Origin of the sequence: Bacillus sp. AL-1R (assembly GCF_052180195.1) — a bacterium.
Taxonomy (GTDB): domain Bacteria; phylum Bacillota; class Bacilli; order Bacillales; family Bacillaceae_G; genus Gottfriedia.
Map to the genome: position 1 here is coordinate 2601540 of NZ_CP197469.1, position 17490 is coordinate 2619029.

14 protein-coding genes and 1 other RNA gene are annotated in these 17490 nt (G+C 30.5%); 2 read left to right on the forward strand and 13 right to left on the reverse strand.

Annotated features, from left to right (window positions below):
- Positions 1–21: 21 nt before the first annotated feature.
- The 7 genes from ACSBO6_RS12230 to ACSBO6_RS12260 all read right to left on the reverse strand — a co-directional run bounded on the left by ACSBO6_RS12230 (position 22) and on the right by ACSBO6_RS12260 (position 10376).
- Positions 22–3618 (reverse strand): dynamin family protein, encoded by a 3597-nt coding sequence (locus ACSBO6_RS12230; RefSeq protein WP_498843444.1) that lies wholly within the window; start codon positions 3616–3618, stop codon positions 22–24.
- A gap of 289 nt (positions 3619–3907) precedes the next feature.
- On the reverse strand, positions 3908–4411 hold the full coding sequence (locus ACSBO6_RS12235; RefSeq protein WP_098845173.1) for an isoprenylcysteine carboxyl methyltransferase family protein: 504 nt from the start codon (positions 4409–4411) through the stop codon (positions 3908–3910).
- A complete protein-coding gene (locus tag ACSBO6_RS12240; RefSeq protein ID WP_498843445.1) occupies positions 4411–5502 on the reverse strand; it encodes a type III polyketide synthase in 1092 nt (363 codons plus the stop codon). The genes ACSBO6_RS12235 and ACSBO6_RS12240 overlap by 1 nt, the downstream gene beginning before the upstream one ends.
- A 261-nt stretch (positions 5503–5763) precedes the next feature.
- Positions 5764–7293, reverse strand: a complete 1530-nt coding sequence (locus ACSBO6_RS12245) for a carboxypeptidase M32 (RefSeq protein ID WP_098845175.1) — start codon at positions 7291–7293, stop codon at positions 5764–5766.
- Between the two features lie 308 nt (positions 7294–7601).
- Positions 7602–8063: an RDD family protein gene (locus ACSBO6_RS12250; protein ID WP_098845176.1), complete on the reverse strand. Its 462-nt coding sequence runs from the start codon at positions 8061–8063 to the stop codon at positions 7602–7604.
- 232 nt (positions 8064–8295) lie between these two features.
- On the reverse strand, positions 8296–8499 hold the full coding sequence (locus ACSBO6_RS12255) for an aspartyl-phosphate phosphatase Spo0E family protein (protein WP_098845177.1): 204 nt from the start codon (positions 8497–8499) through the stop codon (positions 8296–8298).
- A 362-nt stretch (positions 8500–8861) separates the two neighbouring features.
- Positions 8862–10376: a carboxypeptidase M32 gene (locus ACSBO6_RS12260; RefSeq protein WP_098845178.1), complete on the reverse strand. Its 1515-nt coding sequence runs from the start codon at positions 10374–10376 to the stop codon at positions 8862–8864.
- Positions 10377–10536: 160 nt separating this feature from the next.
- Here ACSBO6_RS12260 and ACSBO6_RS12265 point away from each other — a divergent pair, with 160 nt between their 5' ends.
- On the forward strand, positions 10537–11166 hold the full coding sequence (locus tag ACSBO6_RS12265) for an NAD(P)-dependent oxidoreductase (protein ID WP_098845179.1): 630 nt from the start codon (positions 10537–10539) through the stop codon (positions 11164–11166).
- A gap of 14 nt (positions 11167–11180) precedes the next feature.
- On the opposite strand, the gene ACSBO6_RS12270 is transcribed toward ACSBO6_RS12265, so the two are convergent.
- Together ACSBO6_RS12270 and ACSBO6_RS12275 are read right to left on the reverse strand one after the other, a co-directional pair.
- The gene (locus ACSBO6_RS12270) at positions 11181–13112 is read right to left on the reverse strand and encodes an ATP-dependent DNA helicase (RefSeq protein ID WP_098845180.1); all 1932 of its coding nucleotides are present in this window, start codon (positions 13110–13112) and stop codon (positions 11181–11183) included.
- 209 nt (positions 13113–13321) lie between these two features.
- Complete coding sequence (locus ACSBO6_RS12275) at positions 13322–14248, reverse strand: Gfo/Idh/MocA family protein (RefSeq protein ID WP_098845181.1); 927 nt, start codon at positions 14246–14248, stop codon at positions 13322–13324.
- 160 nt (positions 14249–14408) lie between these two features.
- On the opposite strand from ACSBO6_RS12275, the gene ACSBO6_RS12280 reads away from it, so the two are divergent.
- Positions 14409–14627 (forward strand): hypothetical protein, encoded by a 219-nt coding sequence (locus ACSBO6_RS12280; protein ID WP_098845182.1) that lies wholly within the window; start codon positions 14409–14411, stop codon positions 14625–14627.
- Between the two features lie 121 nt (positions 14628–14748).
- Here ACSBO6_RS12280 and ACSBO6_RS12285 read toward each other — a convergent pair whose 3' ends face one another.
- The 4 genes from ACSBO6_RS12285 to ACSBO6_RS12300 form a co-directional block, all read right to left on the reverse strand.
- Positions 14749–15900, reverse strand: a complete 1152-nt coding sequence (locus ACSBO6_RS12285) for a THUMP domain-containing class I SAM-dependent RNA methyltransferase (RefSeq protein ID WP_098845183.1) — start codon at positions 15898–15900, stop codon at positions 14749–14751.
- A gap of 151 nt (positions 15901–16051) precedes the next feature.
- Positions 16052–16439, reverse strand: an RNA gene (rnpB, locus tag ACSBO6_RS12290) — RNase P RNA component class B.
- Between the two features lie 78 nt (positions 16440–16517).
- A complete protein-coding gene (gene gpsB / locus ACSBO6_RS12295; protein ID WP_088010652.1) occupies positions 16518–16823 on the reverse strand; it encodes a cell division regulator GpsB in 306 nt (101 codons plus the stop codon).
- A gap of 76 nt (positions 16824–16899) precedes the next feature.
- Positions 16900–17466: an SLOG family protein gene (locus ACSBO6_RS12300; protein WP_098845184.1), complete on the reverse strand. Its 567-nt coding sequence runs from the start codon at positions 17464–17466 to the stop codon at positions 16900–16902.
- Positions 17467–17490 lie beyond the last annotated feature (24 nt).

Genomic DNA, 17490 nt, shown 5'->3' on the forward strand with positions numbered 1-17490 from the left:
TTTTAATTGTCCACCTTCATATTAAATTAATTTTTTGAATAAGTTTAATACGTTTTCATCTACTACTACTTCATTTAAGTTTTCAGTTGCTTTAATTGTTTGCCTAACATCATTTTCGATTTGATTTGAGCAGTTTTGCAATATAGAATTTAATGCATCAACATATTGAGTGTGATAATGCTCAGCAAACAAGCTATTCATATTTGCTAAATACTCTTTTAATGGTGTTCTCAATTCAATAATGCATTCATCAATCATCGTTTCTTTCATGTTATCAACAAAAAAGCTTTTAGGATTTTTAAAGTAATTCTTTAAACTTTCAAATCGGTCTACATTAATAAATTGATCAGGATTTTTTATCGAAACAGGTAAGATTTCTTTCATTTCGCTTTTTTGAACGATAAATTCAGATTGAATCGAATGTATTTCCTCAATTACTCGATCTTGCGACATTGAAATTTCATTCGTTAAAAACTTCTCTAATCTAAATCCAGTTACTCTTAATTCCTTTAAAATCTCTTCTAATACTTCATAAATAAATTCACGAATTTTAGTCACAAATAATTGTTTACTATTTTTCGTTGTACTATTGAAAATACTCGGATTAAAGAAATAAGGGAAAAGATCACGCATCCTTAACTCGATACGCTTTTCGATAAAGAAAATCAATTGCTCGTTTTCTTTCAAAAATGCTCTTGGTAATTCAGTAGGTTCTGCATTATTAATCGTTTCTTTAACTTTTTTCTGAATTTGCTCAAGTTCTTTGAAGAATTGACCTTTTTCACGTTTTATTCTTTCGAAACGATTTATCGTATCGCGCAAGATTTTTTCAATTGTTAATAGGTCATTAATAAAAGTTTTAAAGACTTCGTTCGCAATTTCAAATTGGAAGAAGTTTTGGATTTTCGTATTTAATTTCTTATAATTATTTTGGATTTCTAAATTTAAATCTGAATCGCCGTATCCTTTCATTTGAAGCATACTTGAAATAGCAAACACAGATGGGAAACGGACTCCTAGTTTCGTTAATTGGTTTACAAAGAAATTTTGCACGATTTCAATTTCGTTTCGATCCTTTGCTAAATCCGAAGCATTTAAGACAAAGTAAACTTTATCACTATCAAAACTCTCTCTCATTCGTCCGATTTGCATTAAGAAAGACTCATCTTGACGTGTAAAAGCATGTTGATAATGTGCAACATACAAAATTAAATCAGCTTTTTTCAAATAGTCGAATGCGAGTTCAGTATGTCTTGAATGAATACTATTTCCTCCTGGTGTATCCACTAATACAATACCACTTAACGTGATATCACAATCAAAATAAACAGTACTTTCTTTTACAAAACATGCTCTATTTTCTTCACTTATCACACTTACATACTCACTTAGGTCATATCGCTTAGTCGTACCTAGTAAACTTCTCATTTCTTCATAATTTTGACATACGCTTTCTGCATAGACGAACGCATCAGTAGGGATTTTATCCTTTTGTTTCTTAATTAAAGATTGAAGTGTACTAAACCACTCTTTTTCATTAGCTTCCACACCCCATTTTTTGAAGAAATCAAGAAACTCTTCTTTTAAAGATTCCTCTGATTTATAACTCACATCAGCTTTTTTATTACCAGATTCAACTGTTGATCGTTTAATTTTACAAATTGCCGCTGTAGTTGGGTGTGGAGAAACAGGTAGTACACGATCGCCAAGTAAAGTATTTATATACGATGTTTTTCCTGAACTAAACGCTCCGAATAATGCAATTGTATATTCGTTTGATTTTATTTGTTCTCTTTTTTCTTTTAAAATACCGATTTTACTCTGAATAAATTTATTTGAAGTTAGTTCATCTAATAGTAAATCAGCCACTTCATATTTAGCTTGAATTTCTTCGTTTGAATATTTTTTGGTATTCGTTTCTTCAATTTCGGTAATAATTTCTTCTTTTAGTTCTGGTGCTTGAACTGTTAAAATATTATGATTCATTAAATCACTTACAGATATTAAGGTAGGTTTAATTTCTGGTAGATCTTGATTAAATGCTTGATCATTATTTAAAATCGCCTTTATTTCTGTCACCATATGTGAAATTTTTTGATTATTAAACTCTAATTCATCAAATCCTTCTATTTTTGATTGTAAGGCATTTATTTTATTTTTAAGCTTTAAAATAGTTGATTCATTTTGTACCTTAAGTTCCTTTGAAAGTGTATGAATAAACTCGGAAATACTTTTTCGATATACCGCCTTAATCCCTTCACTGACTTCCTTTGTGTACTGTAATAAATAGTTTCCACCTGTATCAATTAAATGGGATGGTTTTGGACAAATAATCTCTTCACTCAAATTAGGCTCTAAAAGTTGATCAAAGTCACTGCTATCAATTTTATTATTTTCAATTTGTTTTACAGTTCGAATTGCCGCTTCTTTTACAAAATACTCAATTTGTTTATTAGTTAATTCTTGTACTTTGTGAATAAATTGACTTTTCGATTCATGTACAGCATTTTCAAGTTTTTTTCTTGATTGAAATAATCCTTTATTTTGCAAAGCTTTTTCTGCTTCTAAATAGTTTGATGCTAATTCTCTCATCTCAAATGGTGTAATGTTAGAATTCGATAGTACTTGTTGTGTAGATTGCAAACAATTTTCCTCAAATGAAGAAACTGAGTTTTCAATCGCTTCAATTTCAAGATTTAAATCATTATATTCTTTTCGAATCTGATCAGCATTTTGATCGAGATCAATGTAATCGTTCTCAAGTTGTTGTATTTGTTCGTTCATTATTGTCAAAAAGCTTGCATAATCATTTTCGATTTGCACTACATCTTGATGAATGTATAAATCATTTAAATAATTAATAAATTGGTTATATTCGTTGTTATCAACAGATTTTTCTCTTGTAGAAATATAAAAAACTTGTAAATTACCTAATCCTTGTTTTTTTAAGTTTCCAATTACTCCATGTTTAAACTCATCGAACGTCAATTCTATTTCATCGTGTTTATCAATACATGTAATGACTAAACAAACTTTATTATTTTTCTCAACTAAATTATGAATAAAATCGATATTTGTTTTTGAATGAACATGTTGATAATCCATTAAATAAAAAATACTATCCGCTAGATGAATGACTGAATTGGTCGCCTCTAAATGGTCCATATCTGTTGAATCAATTCCTGGTGTATCAATTAAAACAGATCCAGTTGGAATTTTAAATTGTTCTTGTGCCCACTCGAGCTCAATAATTGAACCACTATCAGATGCTAACTTTTTAAGTTCATCTACTTGAATATCCTCTTGAATCTGATACATTTCACCATCTTTAAGCGTAATTAACATTTTACTTTCGCCATTTTTTAACTTTACTACGTTTGCACTTGTAGGAATTGGGCTTGTAGGTAGTTTTTCTACTTGTAAAAGATCATTTAGTAAAGAGGACTTACCTGCAGAAAAATGCCCACAAAATACGTAATAACTTTCTTTATTTTGTATTTTGTATGCTAATTTTTTTAATTGAAATAATTCCTTCGAATTTCCTTGTTCAGAAAGTAAATTGATTCCTGAAGAAACCTTACTCAGTAATTCCCCTCTGTTAATCTTAGTGTTTTGCAACGTGATTTCCCCATTTCATTTCATACTAAAAATCATTTCCCTAGCATTATTTTATCCCCATATATATTAATTTGGAAGAAGAATGTATAGGCATATGCATATAAAATAAAAAAAACTAGGTAACATCACCTAGTTTTGAACTTGTTTAAGTACATATTTAGTTAATAAAAAGTATAAAAGAATTGTTGCTGACACAAATCCAAGAACCATTTGACGCACAACCTTTCGAAGTTGATAATGATTTTCATTCTACATTAATCATAATCAGTTATTTTCCATTTGTCAATAACTATTCGATTGAATGTAAAAGCGCTTTATTTTCTTCTCGGATTCGTACTTTTAATAAAAATAAATTACAAATAGAAAAAATTACTGCTGTTATATATGCATGAAACATAATTGGTATGACTAATAATTCAATCGTAACGATTATGTAATTTGGATGCTTGACATATTTATAAAGCCCACGTTTTACTAATTTTTCATTAGGTAAAATAATGATTTTTGTATTCCATCTTTCCCCTAGCGTTGAAATAACCCATACCCTTGCTAATTGTAAAATGATCAGTACGATTAGCAGAAAATGTAAAAATCCAACTTCTATATATTGAATGAAATAATTCTCAATTAGTATTGATATAAAAAACAGGCTATGTAAGATGATAAAAAATTTATAATGCTCTTGTCCAAATTCAAGCGCACCCCGCATTTTTAATTTTTTTTCATTATTCTTTGCTATACATAGCTCAATCACCCTTTGTATGATGATGAATAAAAAAATAATCTTTAACATTAGCATTCTACCCATTTTAACAAAGATAGTTCCGAACTAAATCCTGGCCCTAAAGCACAAAGAAGACCGTATTCATCTGTTTTTCCTAACTTCATAAACTCACTTAACACAAATAACACAGTACTAGATGACATATTTCCATATGATTTTAAAATATTTAAGGAAATCTCGATTTTCGCTTCGGGAAGATCTAAGGATTCGATATATGCATCCAATACTTTTTTTCCTCCAGGATGAGCAATGAAGTGAGTTATATCTGTCATTGTTAGCTCATTTACCGTTAAAAAATTAGAAACAACGGGTTGCAACCAATTTTTAACAATTGTTGGTATATCCCTTGAAAAAATGACAAACAAACCATCATTTCGAACATCCCACCCCATTACATCTAACGAATTTGGCATTAAAGTTGAATTAGTTTGTTCAATTGATGGTAAAGATTTATGTATCGTTCGATTTTTCAAATCACTCTCATCACCGATAACTAATACCGCTGCTGCTCCATCAGCAAATAATGAAGTTCCTATTATATTACTTTTGGAAAGATCTTCTTTTTGAAATGTTAAACTGCATAATTCAACCGCAACTAGTAAAATATTCGATTTTGGATGAGCTTTACAATAATCAAATGCTCTAGAAATCCCACTAGCCCCACCTGCACATCCTAATCCCCATATTGGTATTCTTTTAATTGAAGAATTAAATGGTAGGATATTTGCTATATGAGCATCAATTGTTGGAGTAGAAATTCCAGTTGAAGATACAAAAATGATTCCATCAATTTGTTCATATGGAACTTCTGAAGATAAAAATTCATTACTTGATAAACAATTTTTAATAGCTTCAACTGATAATTCAATCGAGATTTCTGTGTAAGCCTGATTTTTCTTTTCAAAGCTATGCTCTTCGCTATACCAAGAAAGCTCCTTAGCAATATACCGACTTTGAATCTCACCATTTTGAAATACAGATAACAAGCGATCGATTGAAGGGTATCTTTTCAAAAAAAGCTCTCGAATAAAAGGTACTACATTTTCCTGGTCGATTTTATATTTAGGCACCGCTTTCCCAACAGATAAAATTAAAGGCATAATTTTCCACTCCTTATAGTTATTACCTTTTGTATCTAGTTGGAAAATTATTCTTTTACACATGAAAAACATATATAAACAAAAAAAGACAATTCAATATTCATTCATGGACCATGAACAAATAATAAGAATTGTCTAAACGTTTTAAAGGAGTTTTCTTTCTGTTGTGCAATTTTAGTATATCTCATTTATTAAAAATCTACATTCGCAATTATTTCCATTAACCGAGTACTAAAAATTCGCAGCTCTTCTAAAAGGTAATTAAGACTTATTTACTTCTTTTAGTTCATACAGTTTAGTATATTTTGACTCTAAATAATCAATAAAATAGTTCACGTTCAATTCTTCACCAGTTACATCCTTCAGAATTTGTTGCGGTTTTTTCATTGCACCATATTGATGAATATTTACTTTTAACCAATCAAGAATCGTTTGAAAATCATTCGTTTCAACTAATTCATCAAAATTTGGTAATTCTTTTTCCATTGTTGCTTTAATTTGAGCAGCATACATTGCACCTAAAGCATATGTTGGAAAGTATCCAAAATGCCCCATTGACCAATGCACATCCTGTAATACACCTTCTCGATCTGTTTTAGGTATTATTCCTAAATACTCCTCATATTTCTGATTCCAAATTGAAGGAAGATCTGTCACTTGGATTTTGCCATCTAATAAATCCTTTTCAATTTCATAACGAATCATTACGTGTAAAGGATACGTTAATTCATCCGCTTCAATCCGAATAAATGATGGCTTACTTTGATTTATCACTTTATAAAATTCATCTAAAGTAACATTTTCTAACACGCCATTCAGTTTCTTTTTTAACATTGGATAATTTGATTTCCAGAATTCATAGCTTTGTCCAATCATCTTTTCATATAAAAGTGACTGAGATTCATGAATACCTAAAGACGCTCCTTGAGCAATCGGTAAACCCTCCAATTCTTTGGAAATGTTTTGCTCATATAGAGCATGACCACATTCGTGAATCGTACTAAAAATGGCTTTTTCAAAATTATTTTCATGATATTTCGTTGTTACCCGAACATCGCCTAAATTAAGAGAAGTTGCAAAAGGATGAGGAGTAGGATCTAATCTTCCGGCATCAAAATTATAGCCAAGAGTAGCTAATAATTCTTCACAAATTTCTTTTTGCTTTTGCGTCGAAACGAATGCTTTCATCTCTACTTTTTCAAAGTTTTTCCCGCTAGTCGATACGGCTTTAACAATCGGTACTAATTTATTTCTTACTTCCGAAAATACTTCGTCCAGTTTCTTTACAGTCATTCCAGGTTCATATTGATCTAAATATGTATCATATTTACAGTCTTTGTATCCTAAATATTCAACGAATTTTCGTTTATACTCAATTATTTCCGTTAAATAAGGTTCAAATTTAGCAAAATTATTTTCTTCCTTCGCCTCTGCCCAAACACTCTCAGAAATTGCTTGGCATTTAACAAAGGCTTCAAACTCATCAACTGGTATTTTTGTATTTCGATCGTACTGCTTTCTTAAGTATTTGACAGTTTGTTCAACTTCTACTGAACATTTGCCTGCACTAATCGCTTCTTCCATTGTAATTAAATAATGCGCCATGTCTTTTGAAGTACTCATTTTAAACACATCGGCTGATAATTGACTAATTACATTTGAACGCTGACTTACAGCATTTTTAGGTGCACCTGTTCGAAGATCCCAATATAAAACACTAATTGCTTCCTGAATGTTTAACATTTTTCTTACATATTCTAAAAACGAAGCCTCATATTCTTTCAAGCTCATCAAAACACCCACCTTTTAAATTCAAATTTTTTTGTCAGCTAAATAGTATCATAAAAAATTTACAGATAAAGAAGAAATATCTCACTTTTTAAATAATATTTCTCGACAAAATGAATATTGTCTAACCGCTACAACCTAATAAAAGACTCTCAAATAAATGCCATTGATTGTAAATTTGAATGCAACAATTATTATAAGTTGAGAATCTATATAACAAGGCGTTATTTGTACCTTTGACCAAATTAAAAAAAATAAAAATACCCTTTAAAGCTTGTAACTAGCTATAAAAGGTATTTTTATTTGCTTTATTAAAAATAAACAACTTTCGTTTTAGCGATTAAATCATGCAATGTTCTCTGATCTTTTCGGAAGATGAAAAATAGATCGATGAGATACAAAATAGCGATTGCTTCTATCAATATTGGCAAATTTAGCTGACAACTAAAAGCAAAAATTGAACGTGATGTCATTGTTTTAAAATCTACTAAGTCCTCTGTATCCTTCATAACCATAATACTTAATAATCTTTTTCCTATTGTTTGTCCGTTCCAAATATAAGTAGGTACTATGACATAAAATAAAAAAATAATGAATAGCGACCAAATTGAATAGAAAAACAGTTGCTTACTACTAAACATAAATAAGTCTAAAATATCTTTACTTTCTAACCCAAGGATTAGTAACCCTAGTTTAGAAAATAAAAGATTTAATGAGCCATCGATCCAAGCTGCAAACAATCTTCTAATACGACTTGCCAGTTCAAAATCCATCTAGAACCTCATTCCACATTTTTATAAAAAATGGATCGTAATCGATATACTCTATTATACTTAAGGTATTCTATTTTTGATTAGTGATTTTTAACTTTATGTACGAAATTTTTTATACAAGCTACATAAATAGCATTTTTCACTATAAATCTTCTTATTTAGAAAGAAGATCTTTCCACTATGATTAAAATAAGACCACAATAAATAATTTGTGGTCTTATTACTATTTTTTTCAAATTGGTTTAATGTTAACTTTAGAATTTTTTCCTGCAACCGTTTTCAACAATTTCTGTAGTTCTCTTAAATCAGTGTCCAACTGATGACGAATCTTGACTACTTCTTGATGATTGTCATTATTTTGATTTTGAGCTTCTTGCAACTTGATTCGTTTTTCTTCAATATTTCGTTGTAAAGATCTGGCTGTCCTAAAAAACATTCAAATTACCTCCTTTTCAAAAAAAGTATGAACACGCTTTCATTTTTATCTATAATACTATAAAAAAATATGTTAAGACTTTCTAAATGTGAATATTTTTTGAACTTAATTTCGGTTGCTTTAATTCTTTAAAATTTCCTTTTATAAATTCAACTCTTCTTAATTAACATCCGTGAACACGCTTTCATTTTTATCTACTATACTATAAAAAAGTAATTTATTAAATATCTAAATTTGTCTATTCTTTGAACTTATTAAAAAAACATAAAAAAATGATTAACTTAAATATAAAAATTTGTTTATTTTCGCTTAAATGATAAGTATGGGGAGGTTTTTAAAAACCTCCAGCCACCTGAATTGGATTATACTAAATTATATAATTTAGCGTATTTATCTTCTAAGTATTCGATAAAGTAATTAACATTCAAATCTTCACCTGTCACATCAACTAAAAGTTCTTTCGGTTCTTTTAGTTTTCCATATTGGTGAATATTAAGTGTTAGCCAATTAATAATTTGATGAATTTCTCCGCTTTTTAAGATCATTTCATAATCGGTTAAATCCTGTTTCATTTTATGTTTAAACTGCGCTGCGTACATTGCACCTAACGCATACGAAGGAAAATAACCAAAATCTCCTCCTGCCCAGTGAACATCTTGAAGTACGCCTTCTCGATCGTTTGATGGAACAATTCCTAAGTATTCTTCCATTTTTTGATTCCATACTTTTGGTAAATCCTTAACTTGTAAATCTCCATCAAATAGTTCTTTTTCAATTTCATATCGAACCATTATATGCAATGGGTATGTACATTCGTCCGCTTCAATTCGAATTAATGAAGGCTCACTATGGTTTATTGCTTTATAAAATTCTTCTACCGATAATTTTTTTAAATAATCACCAGTTTTTGCAATTAAATTTTCATACTGTGCTTCCCAAAACTCTTTACTTCTTCCAATCATATTTTCAAAGAAAAGTGATTGTGACTCATGAATTCCCATCGATGCACCTTCACACAATGGTGTCCCAATTAAATTCGATGATAAATTTTGCTCATAAAGTGCATGGCCACATTCGTGAATGGTTCCAAAAAGCGCACTCATAAAATTATTTTCTATATATTTCGTTGTCACTCGAACATCACCAGGATTTAATGTAATCTGAAATGGATGTACCGTTTCATCTAAGCGACCTGAATCAAAATTATAACCTAATTTTAATAGTATATCTTCACTTACTTCTTTTTGAAGATCAATAGAGATTGGTTGTGACAGCTCTTCGCGAATTAGATTTATTTGCGATTTAGAAATTTTGGCTACTAATGGTACAAGACTTTCTCTTACTTTACTAAAAACCTCATCAAGCTTCTTTGTTGTCATACCAGGCTCATAAAAGTTTAATAAAGTATCATATTTCTTATCCTTGTAACCCCAATATTCAATAAATTGCTTTTTCATTGCTACAATTTTTTCTAAATATGGTTGGAACTTACTAAAGTCACCTTCATTTTTAGCGTCTTCCCAAGCATTTTCGCTTAGCGAACAAAGCTTTACATATTCTGCATATTCATTTTTGGGGATTTTACAATTTAAATCATAATTTTTTCTACATTCCTTAACAGATTTTTCAATGATTTCATTTAAGTTTCCTGTCCCTATTTCTTTTTCTAATAAATTCAAATAGTTTTCCATCGTACTTGATGTTGTCATTTCAAATACATCTGCAGAAAGTTGACTAATCACATTTGATCTTTGTTCTGCTCCATTTTTAGGCGCTCCAGTTCTTAAGTCCCAATACATAACATTAATTGCTTCATTATAATTTTCGATTTTCTTTAAATAATCAATAAATTCTTCTTGTATCTTATCTATTGCCATTTTTACCCCTCTTTTCTAAATTTTGTCTGTTTATCTCATTCTATCATATCATTTATATTGAATTCATATTTAACTTAAAAAGCACTTTCATTATCAAAATACAGTTAATATTAAAGACATAATGAATAAAAATATTGTACAATACACCCTAGGTGATGTTATGAAAATATTAGTATTAGGAGCAACTGGAAGAGTTGGTTCATTTTTAGTGGATTTATTATTAGAAGCTAAATGTGAAGTAATTGCTTTCGTAAGGGATGAACAAAAAATAACGATTCGTCATGAAGCTCTTACAGTTTTAAAAGGAAATACACTAAATGAAAAAGATTTAAATTTGGCTTTAGAAAACGTTGATGGAGTAATTTCTGCTTTAAATACAGGGGGTGAAAATATATTGTCTAAAACAATGGAAATACTGATCCCTCTTCTTGAAATGAAAAAAATAGATAGGATCGTGACCATTGGAACTGCAGGTATTTTACAATCTAGAGTCGATCCAACCGTTCTTCGTTATTTAAGCTCTGAATCAAAACGAAAATCAACAACCGCAGCAACCGATCATGAAAAAGCATATAACTTATTAAATGGAAGTCAGTTAAATTGGACGATTGTTTGCCCAACCTACTTACCAGATGGTCCAGTAACGAAAAATATTCGTGTAGAAAAAGATTTCTTACCGATTGGTGGCGAAAGTATCACGACTGGAGATACAGCTTTTTTCGCATTTAAAGAATTTTTCGAATGCAATTTTAGTAAATCTAGAGTCGGAATATGTAATGAAAAAAGCTAGCGAATGCTAGCTTTTTAAGATGGATTAACAGGCAAACTGTTTAAGATTTTTTCTTTCGTTTCACTGTTCAGATCATTCTCGATAAATAACACGATTCTTCCTTTATCCTCATGACTACGGATTAGACGTCCAATTCCTTGGCGTAATCTTAATAGCATATAAGGCTCGTCAATCTCAGAATAAGGGTTTTGTGAATTTTGACGTTTTGATTGGAAGACTGGATCATTTGGCGGGAATGGTAGTGCGTGTATAATCACTTGACTAAGTGACTTACCTTGAATATCTAATCCTTCCCATAAATGAACAGCACATAAAGACGCGTTAAGATCTTCTTGGAATTTTTGTACAATCGAACTAATTTCCTCTTCACCTTCAAAGTATAAATTGAAGTCTAATTTTTCGTTTTCAACTTGTAATTTAAATTTTTTCATTTCTTGAGTTGAATTGAAGAGAATTAATGTACTACCATTATTATCTTTTAACTTCTCAATAATCTTTTCATTTTTTTCCTCAAACTTGGTTGGGTCAACTTCATTTAGCTCTATCTTCATTTGTTCATCATAATCAAACGGAGAATTCACTGAAAATGATAGGTAATCTTTTATCCCTAAACTACTTGCAATATAATCAAAAGAATTATTTTGTGAAAGAGTTGCAGATGAAAATACGATTGGCATTTTCTGATTAAATACTTTTTCTTGTAAAAGTTCATTTACAGCCTTTGGCATGATCACAAGTGTTAATTCATTTTGATTATATTCAATCCATTGAATGGCAGTAATTTCATTAATAAATAAATTTAAGCAACGCTCAACATCATCTAAGTGCTCATCAACAATATTTAACTGATACTCATCAATCGTATACATTTCACTTTCAAAGACTAATTCATCACCAATATTACTAATTTGAGACTTTAATCTTCTTGCTAATTTAATTAATCTCTCATTCATATTTAGCTTAAAACGTCTAGAACCTTCAACTTCTTCGGTATTGTTATCTAATTCATAAAAGAATTGGTCATACGTTTCTAATGTATCTTCTAGTAACTGTTGGAAGCTTTCACGTGTACCTGATTGCATTAAAAATGATAAAAATGTATTTAATGTCTCCTGTTGAAGACGATAAGTTAACGATTTTTGACTTGCAAATTCTAGTAAATGTCCTTCATCAAATACTACACAACTTGGATTAGGTAGTAACGGTAATTGACCTTCACGTTTTCTTGATTCTACTGTCCAAATATGTTCCATATAAAATTCTTGTGAGCATACAATTAGGTCAGTTGCTTTACGATAATGCTCTCTTGATAGAGTTTGTCCACATCTATGTCTTTGTTCACAAGTAGAACAATCTTGGAAATAATCATATGAAATTGTATCCCACTCTTCATCTGTTAATTCCTTATATTCAGTACGGTCTCCATATGGAGTAAATTTTTGCAGTGTTCCATAATCATTTACAAAACTAGGTAAATTTTCATAAACCCCTAAAACAGCATCCGACACATCAATTTCTGAACGTTGTAAATCTAATTTTTTTAAACATAAATAATTTGTAGTTGATTTAGCTAATCTAACATCAATTGACAAATTTAAAGCATTCGATAATTTTTCGATATCCCCATTTTTCTTTACAAGCTGTTCGATTAAAGATTCATCAGCACATGCGATAATAGCTGGCTTACCAGTATATCTTGCATAGCATAAACAATATAGCAAGTAGACAAACGTTTTACCTGTACCAACACCTGCTTCAGCAAAAATAACTTTCTTTTCTTTAAACGCTCTTTCAATCTGATAAGCCATAAAGATTTGCTCATCTCTTAATTCATAGCCAGCATCTGGTAATAAATCGTAAAAAACGTCCCCAATCCATTCCCCTAGTTTTTCAATGAATTGGTCTTTTTTTCCTACCTCAAAAGGTAATTTAGTTGAATGACTCATTGCGACCCCCAAAATGTAAATTAAAAAGAAAAAGTCCTCATGTGAGAACTTTACATTTGCAAATTTATTCGATCCATTCTATTTAATAAAAATTGTCTCTACCCGCTATCATACAAAAAATGCGGTGGAAAGGCAAGAGAAATAAGATACGATCACCTAAAGACTAAAGGATTCTTAAGTGGCGTATTTAAGACACTTTTTAATGATCTTTACCAGCCTTTTGCTTGTTTTATCATTTCTTCAACAATAATCTGAGATTTTAATGCTTCTTCTCCATTGATCGATGGTTCTTCATCAGAGTATATACAATTGATAAAATGGTTAATACAATCCTCAAAACCTCTTTGCTTTAATGTTGTGTCCCATGATGATGAAAACGAATTATTTATTGAATTATTTTTTTCAACTTCAAAGTTGCTCATATTTTTTACCCTTATAATCGAACCTTCTGACAATACTTCTAAGCGCTCAAGATTAGTTCCTGACTTTCGATGCATTACTGTATTAATAGTTGTTCCCTCAAACGATTCATATTGGTGAGTAGCGTACACTAATTGATTATTATGAGTAAGTTGCACTCTTCCATTTATCAAGCTAACATCTCCATCTGCAAACCATCTAATCGTATCAACTAAATGTAAATAATCATCAAGCATCGTAAACTCGAATGAATTTGACCCAATTTTATTCTCTCGATGTTTTTCAAATCTAATTAACGCTATATTCTTTACTTGTTCTTTTGCCTGCACATACATTGGGCAGAATCGGCGGTTAAACCCAACCATAAGTTTTCGATTTAGTTTCATACTTAATTCAGTCAATTTTTCGGACTCTTCTAATGTAGCTGCTAATGGTTTATCAACATATACATCTTTACCTTTATTTAATAAATACGATACAACTTCAAAATGTGAACTAGTTGAACTATGTACAAATACTGCATCACTTTTTTCTGCAAGTAAATCCAAACTTTCAAAATCTTGAATTCGGTATTGTGAACATATTTTCTTACGTTTTTCATTATTTGGAGAAAATGCACCGATAAATTCCCAGTTTTCTTCTTTTGTCAGAATTGGTAAATATGCTTTTTGTGCAATATTACCTAATCCCACCATCCCGATACGTGGTTTTTTCATATTTGATCAGTCCTTTAAAATGCGTTATTTTTCTAAATTTATTGTAACAAATAATGATAAGAAAATGATTAGATTACGAAAGAATCTATTGGCAATAACATTTTAATTATCGGGAAATCTATAAGATAAAGATAAAAAGTAGTCATTTGGAGGTGTTTATTTGTACTTATATTCTTTAATTCAAACTAATTTTGATACAAATGATGATATAAGTGTTGTAAGAGACCTTTACTTACTTCAGCATGAAAAGAGTTTTACGAATGATGAATTCCATGATTTAGTCACTAGATATAAAAGTAGTGCAGAAACGAATTGGCATGTTGCACACTTGCTTGAAAAAAATCACGGATTTAGAATTGTACCTGCTATAAATTTATGATGTTAACAAAACAAATTGTTCAAATTTTGTTCGTAAGTACTTTAACGAAATCATTATAATAAAAATAAAAAGGTGCCCCAATCGTCTAAAATGGACAATTGGGAACACCTTATTAACTTTTTTACTCTTCAATCCTTCTTGGCGGTCTTTTACCAAAGTATTGATAATAATCAGTTTTAATGAATCCATTAAATAATTTACGTTTTTTTGTTGCTGGTTTACCGTAAAATTGTTCAAATCCCTCATGACTAGTAAGTACATACACTGACCATGTATCCAATTTCGTAAATACATCCCCCATATCTGAGTATAACTTTTCAACATAAGGTCGATCGTTTAATCGCTCACCATATGGTGGGTTTGTTACAACATACCCATACTCTGATTTAGTAGTAAAGTCCTTAACTTGCATTTGTTTAAAAGCAATTGAATCGGATAATCCAATTTCATCAGCATTCGCTTTTGAAACATTAATCATTCGATGATCAATATCTGACCCGATTATTTCAAGTTTTTGATCATAATTTGCTAAATCTTCTGCTTCTTGTCTTGCTTCATTCCATCTTTTTTTGCCAATCCAGTGCCAATCTTCAGACGCAAATCTTCTAAACGATCCTGGAGCAATATTATGTCCAATTAATGCAGCTTCAATTGGAATCGTACCTGATCCACAAAATGGATCAACAAAAGGTAAGTCAGCATTCCAATTTGTTAGTAACACTAATGAAGCCGCAAGTGTTTCTTTTAATGGTGCTTCACCTTGGTCTACACGATATCCTCTTTTATGTAACCCTTCACGACCTGTAGTATCAATAGTTAACGTTACGATATCTTTTAATATAGAGACTTCCACTCGAAACAATGGACCATCTTCAATTAACATACCTTGAATATTTTGGATCGTCTTTAATTTATCAACAATTGCTTTTTTGACGATTGCCTGACAATCTGATACTGAAAACAATTTTGATTTATGAGATTTACCTGACACAGGAAATTGGCCGTTTCTTGGTATAAACAGATGCCAAGGTAAGGCTTTCGTTTTTTCAAATAATTCATCAAATGATGTTGCCTTAAATTCACCAACACGAAGTTTCACTCGGTCAGCTGTTCTAAGCCATAAATTCGCTTTCACAATGCCAGCTTCGTCTGCTTTAAATAATACTCGACCATTTTCAACTACTACATCTTCAAAACCTAGGCTTTTTATTTCTCTAGCGACTAAAGCTTCGATCCCCATTGCAGCAGTAGCAATTAATGTATATTTCGCCAATTTTACCACCTATCTCATTCAAATTAAGAATGAATTTTTCTTTTCGTATTTTCATTTTAATTCCTATTTTCATTATGAACAATTTACGTCAAAATTACAAAAAACTCTCCATAAAATGAAGAGTTTTTAAACAGTTTCATCATTTCAAATGTTCTGTAAGCCATGTTCTGTACCATTCGCACTTCAACCGGCTCTCGCCTCGTACTACTAGGTGGTAATCATCTATCTACAGAATAATCTGTCCCTTTCTCAGTTCAATTCCTTTGAAAGGATTCCCCTACCATAATTTGGGTTTCTCGCTCGTGGGGTTTACCGCGTTCCACTCCTCTCATTTCTTCGAGGACTACGTCACTGTGGCACTTTAAAGGTAGTAGAACCATATCCTAAAATAGGACTTAGGTCCGTTCCCTGCCGTTAGCTGATTTCACAGCTACCCTATCTTATGACTTCGATAGGCACGAACACTACAGCCATCGCAGGACTGTGCGAGCATGGACTTTCCTCAACAACGTCTAGCGTTGCAGCGATTACCCGAACATATTGAAACGAACATTTATTAGTATAGTAAATTATACTTAAGTTTGCAATGCTTTCTTAAAATATAAATTTAGTTAAAATTATTCGAATAGTTTACTTCCAAAAACATGCTTCTCTAAATTTGATAATCTTTTTAGAACATCCGTATTCGTATTATTAAACGGTGAAGGTGGAGGTGTAGCTGTGTTCTTTTGATCCTCCAACAATTTTTTATACTTTGCATTTTCTTGTTGTAGGGCTACGATTTGATTTTGAAACGATTCATAATCTTTAATGATAGTGTCTAAGTATTGATCCACTTCCTCTTGATTATATCCTCGCATTGAAACTTTAAATTCTTTATTTAGGATATCTTTTATACTTAGTTTAATTTTTGTTGATTCCATGTGTGTCACCCCAAAACATTTAGAAATATTTACCTTCTATTTTTTCAAAGACTTCATAAATTGTCAATTATCTATTCTATATTTCCCTATATTTATTCTCATCATTCTCAAATGACTCTTCTGCAATCACTTGTAAATCATCAAATGTGATGGTTTCTACAGGATAATTAAATAGTTCATTTTTCTTATATGCTAAATCATATAAATATCTAGGACTACCTTCTTTTTCATTATCGTAAAATAAAATACACCCTTCACTTTTACTAACTAAAAATTCATTTTTTGCTTTTAACTGGATTGGGGATTCGTATGGTTTTCTTGAAATTGAGTCGACATGATCTGCTCCAATTAAGATTTCATTATAATATTCTTTATTTGCTTCATTCCAATTTTTCTCTTGATTTTCGTATGGTGTAAAAATACCTAGCTTTAAATTTGGATAATCAAGTTGAAGTTCGAATACTACTTCTGCTGCCCATAATTCTGTCCCCATTTGACCAGAAATAATAATCCATTCTAGTTCATCTATAAATAAAAGTATTTTATTTTTTATGGCTTTTTTTATGTAATTAACTGCCTCATGTTTATTCGAAAAAATTCCTAATTCAAATGATTTATAACCAGATATTAGTAGTATCTTCATATTACCTCACAATAATAAATAGGA

What these genes read in the sequence shown, in the direction of transcription:
- ACSBO6_RS12275 (WP_098845181.1), bottom strand. Translation starts at nt 14,248, where the DNA reads ATGAAAAAACCACGTATCGGGATGGTGGGATTAGGTAATATTGCACAA.
- ACSBO6_RS12265 (WP_098845179.1), top strand. Translation starts at nt 10,537, where the DNA reads ATGAAAATATTAGTATTAGGAGCAACTGGAAGAGTTGGTTCATTTTTA.
- gpsB (WP_088010652.1), bottom strand. Translation starts at nt 16,823, where the DNA reads ATGGAATCAACAAAAATTAAACTAAGTATAAAAGATATCCTAAATAAA.
- ACSBO6_RS12250 (WP_098845176.1), bottom strand. Translation starts at nt 8,063, where the DNA reads ATGGATTTTGAACTGGCAAGTCGTATTAGAAGATTGTTTGCAGCTTGG.
- ACSBO6_RS12240 (WP_498843445.1), bottom strand. Translation starts at nt 5,502, where the DNA reads ATGCCTTTAATTTTATCTGTTGGGAAAGCGGTGCCTAAATATAAAATC.
- ACSBO6_RS12245 (WP_098845175.1), bottom strand. Translation starts at nt 7,293, where the DNA reads ATGAGCTTGAAAGAATATGAGGCTTCGTTTTTAGAATATGTAAGAAAA.
- ACSBO6_RS12300 (WP_098845184.1), bottom strand. Translation starts at nt 17,466, where the DNA reads ATGAAGATACTACTAATATCTGGTTATAAATCATTTGAATTAGGAATT.
- ACSBO6_RS12270 (WP_098845180.1), bottom strand. Translation starts at nt 13,112, where the DNA reads ATGAGTCATTCAACTAAATTACCTTTTGAGGTAGGAAAAAAAGACCAA.
- ACSBO6_RS12260 (WP_098845178.1), bottom strand. Translation starts at nt 10,376, where the DNA reads ATGGCAATAGATAAGATACAAGAAGAATTTATTGATTATTTAAAGAAA.
- ACSBO6_RS12255 (WP_098845177.1), bottom strand. Translation starts at nt 8,499, where the DNA reads ATGTTTTTTAGGACAGCCAGATCTTTACAACGAAATATTGAAGAAAAA.
- ACSBO6_RS12235 (WP_098845173.1), bottom strand. Translation starts at nt 4,411, where the DNA reads ATGTTAAAGATTATTTTTTTATTCATCATCATACAAAGGGTGATTGAG.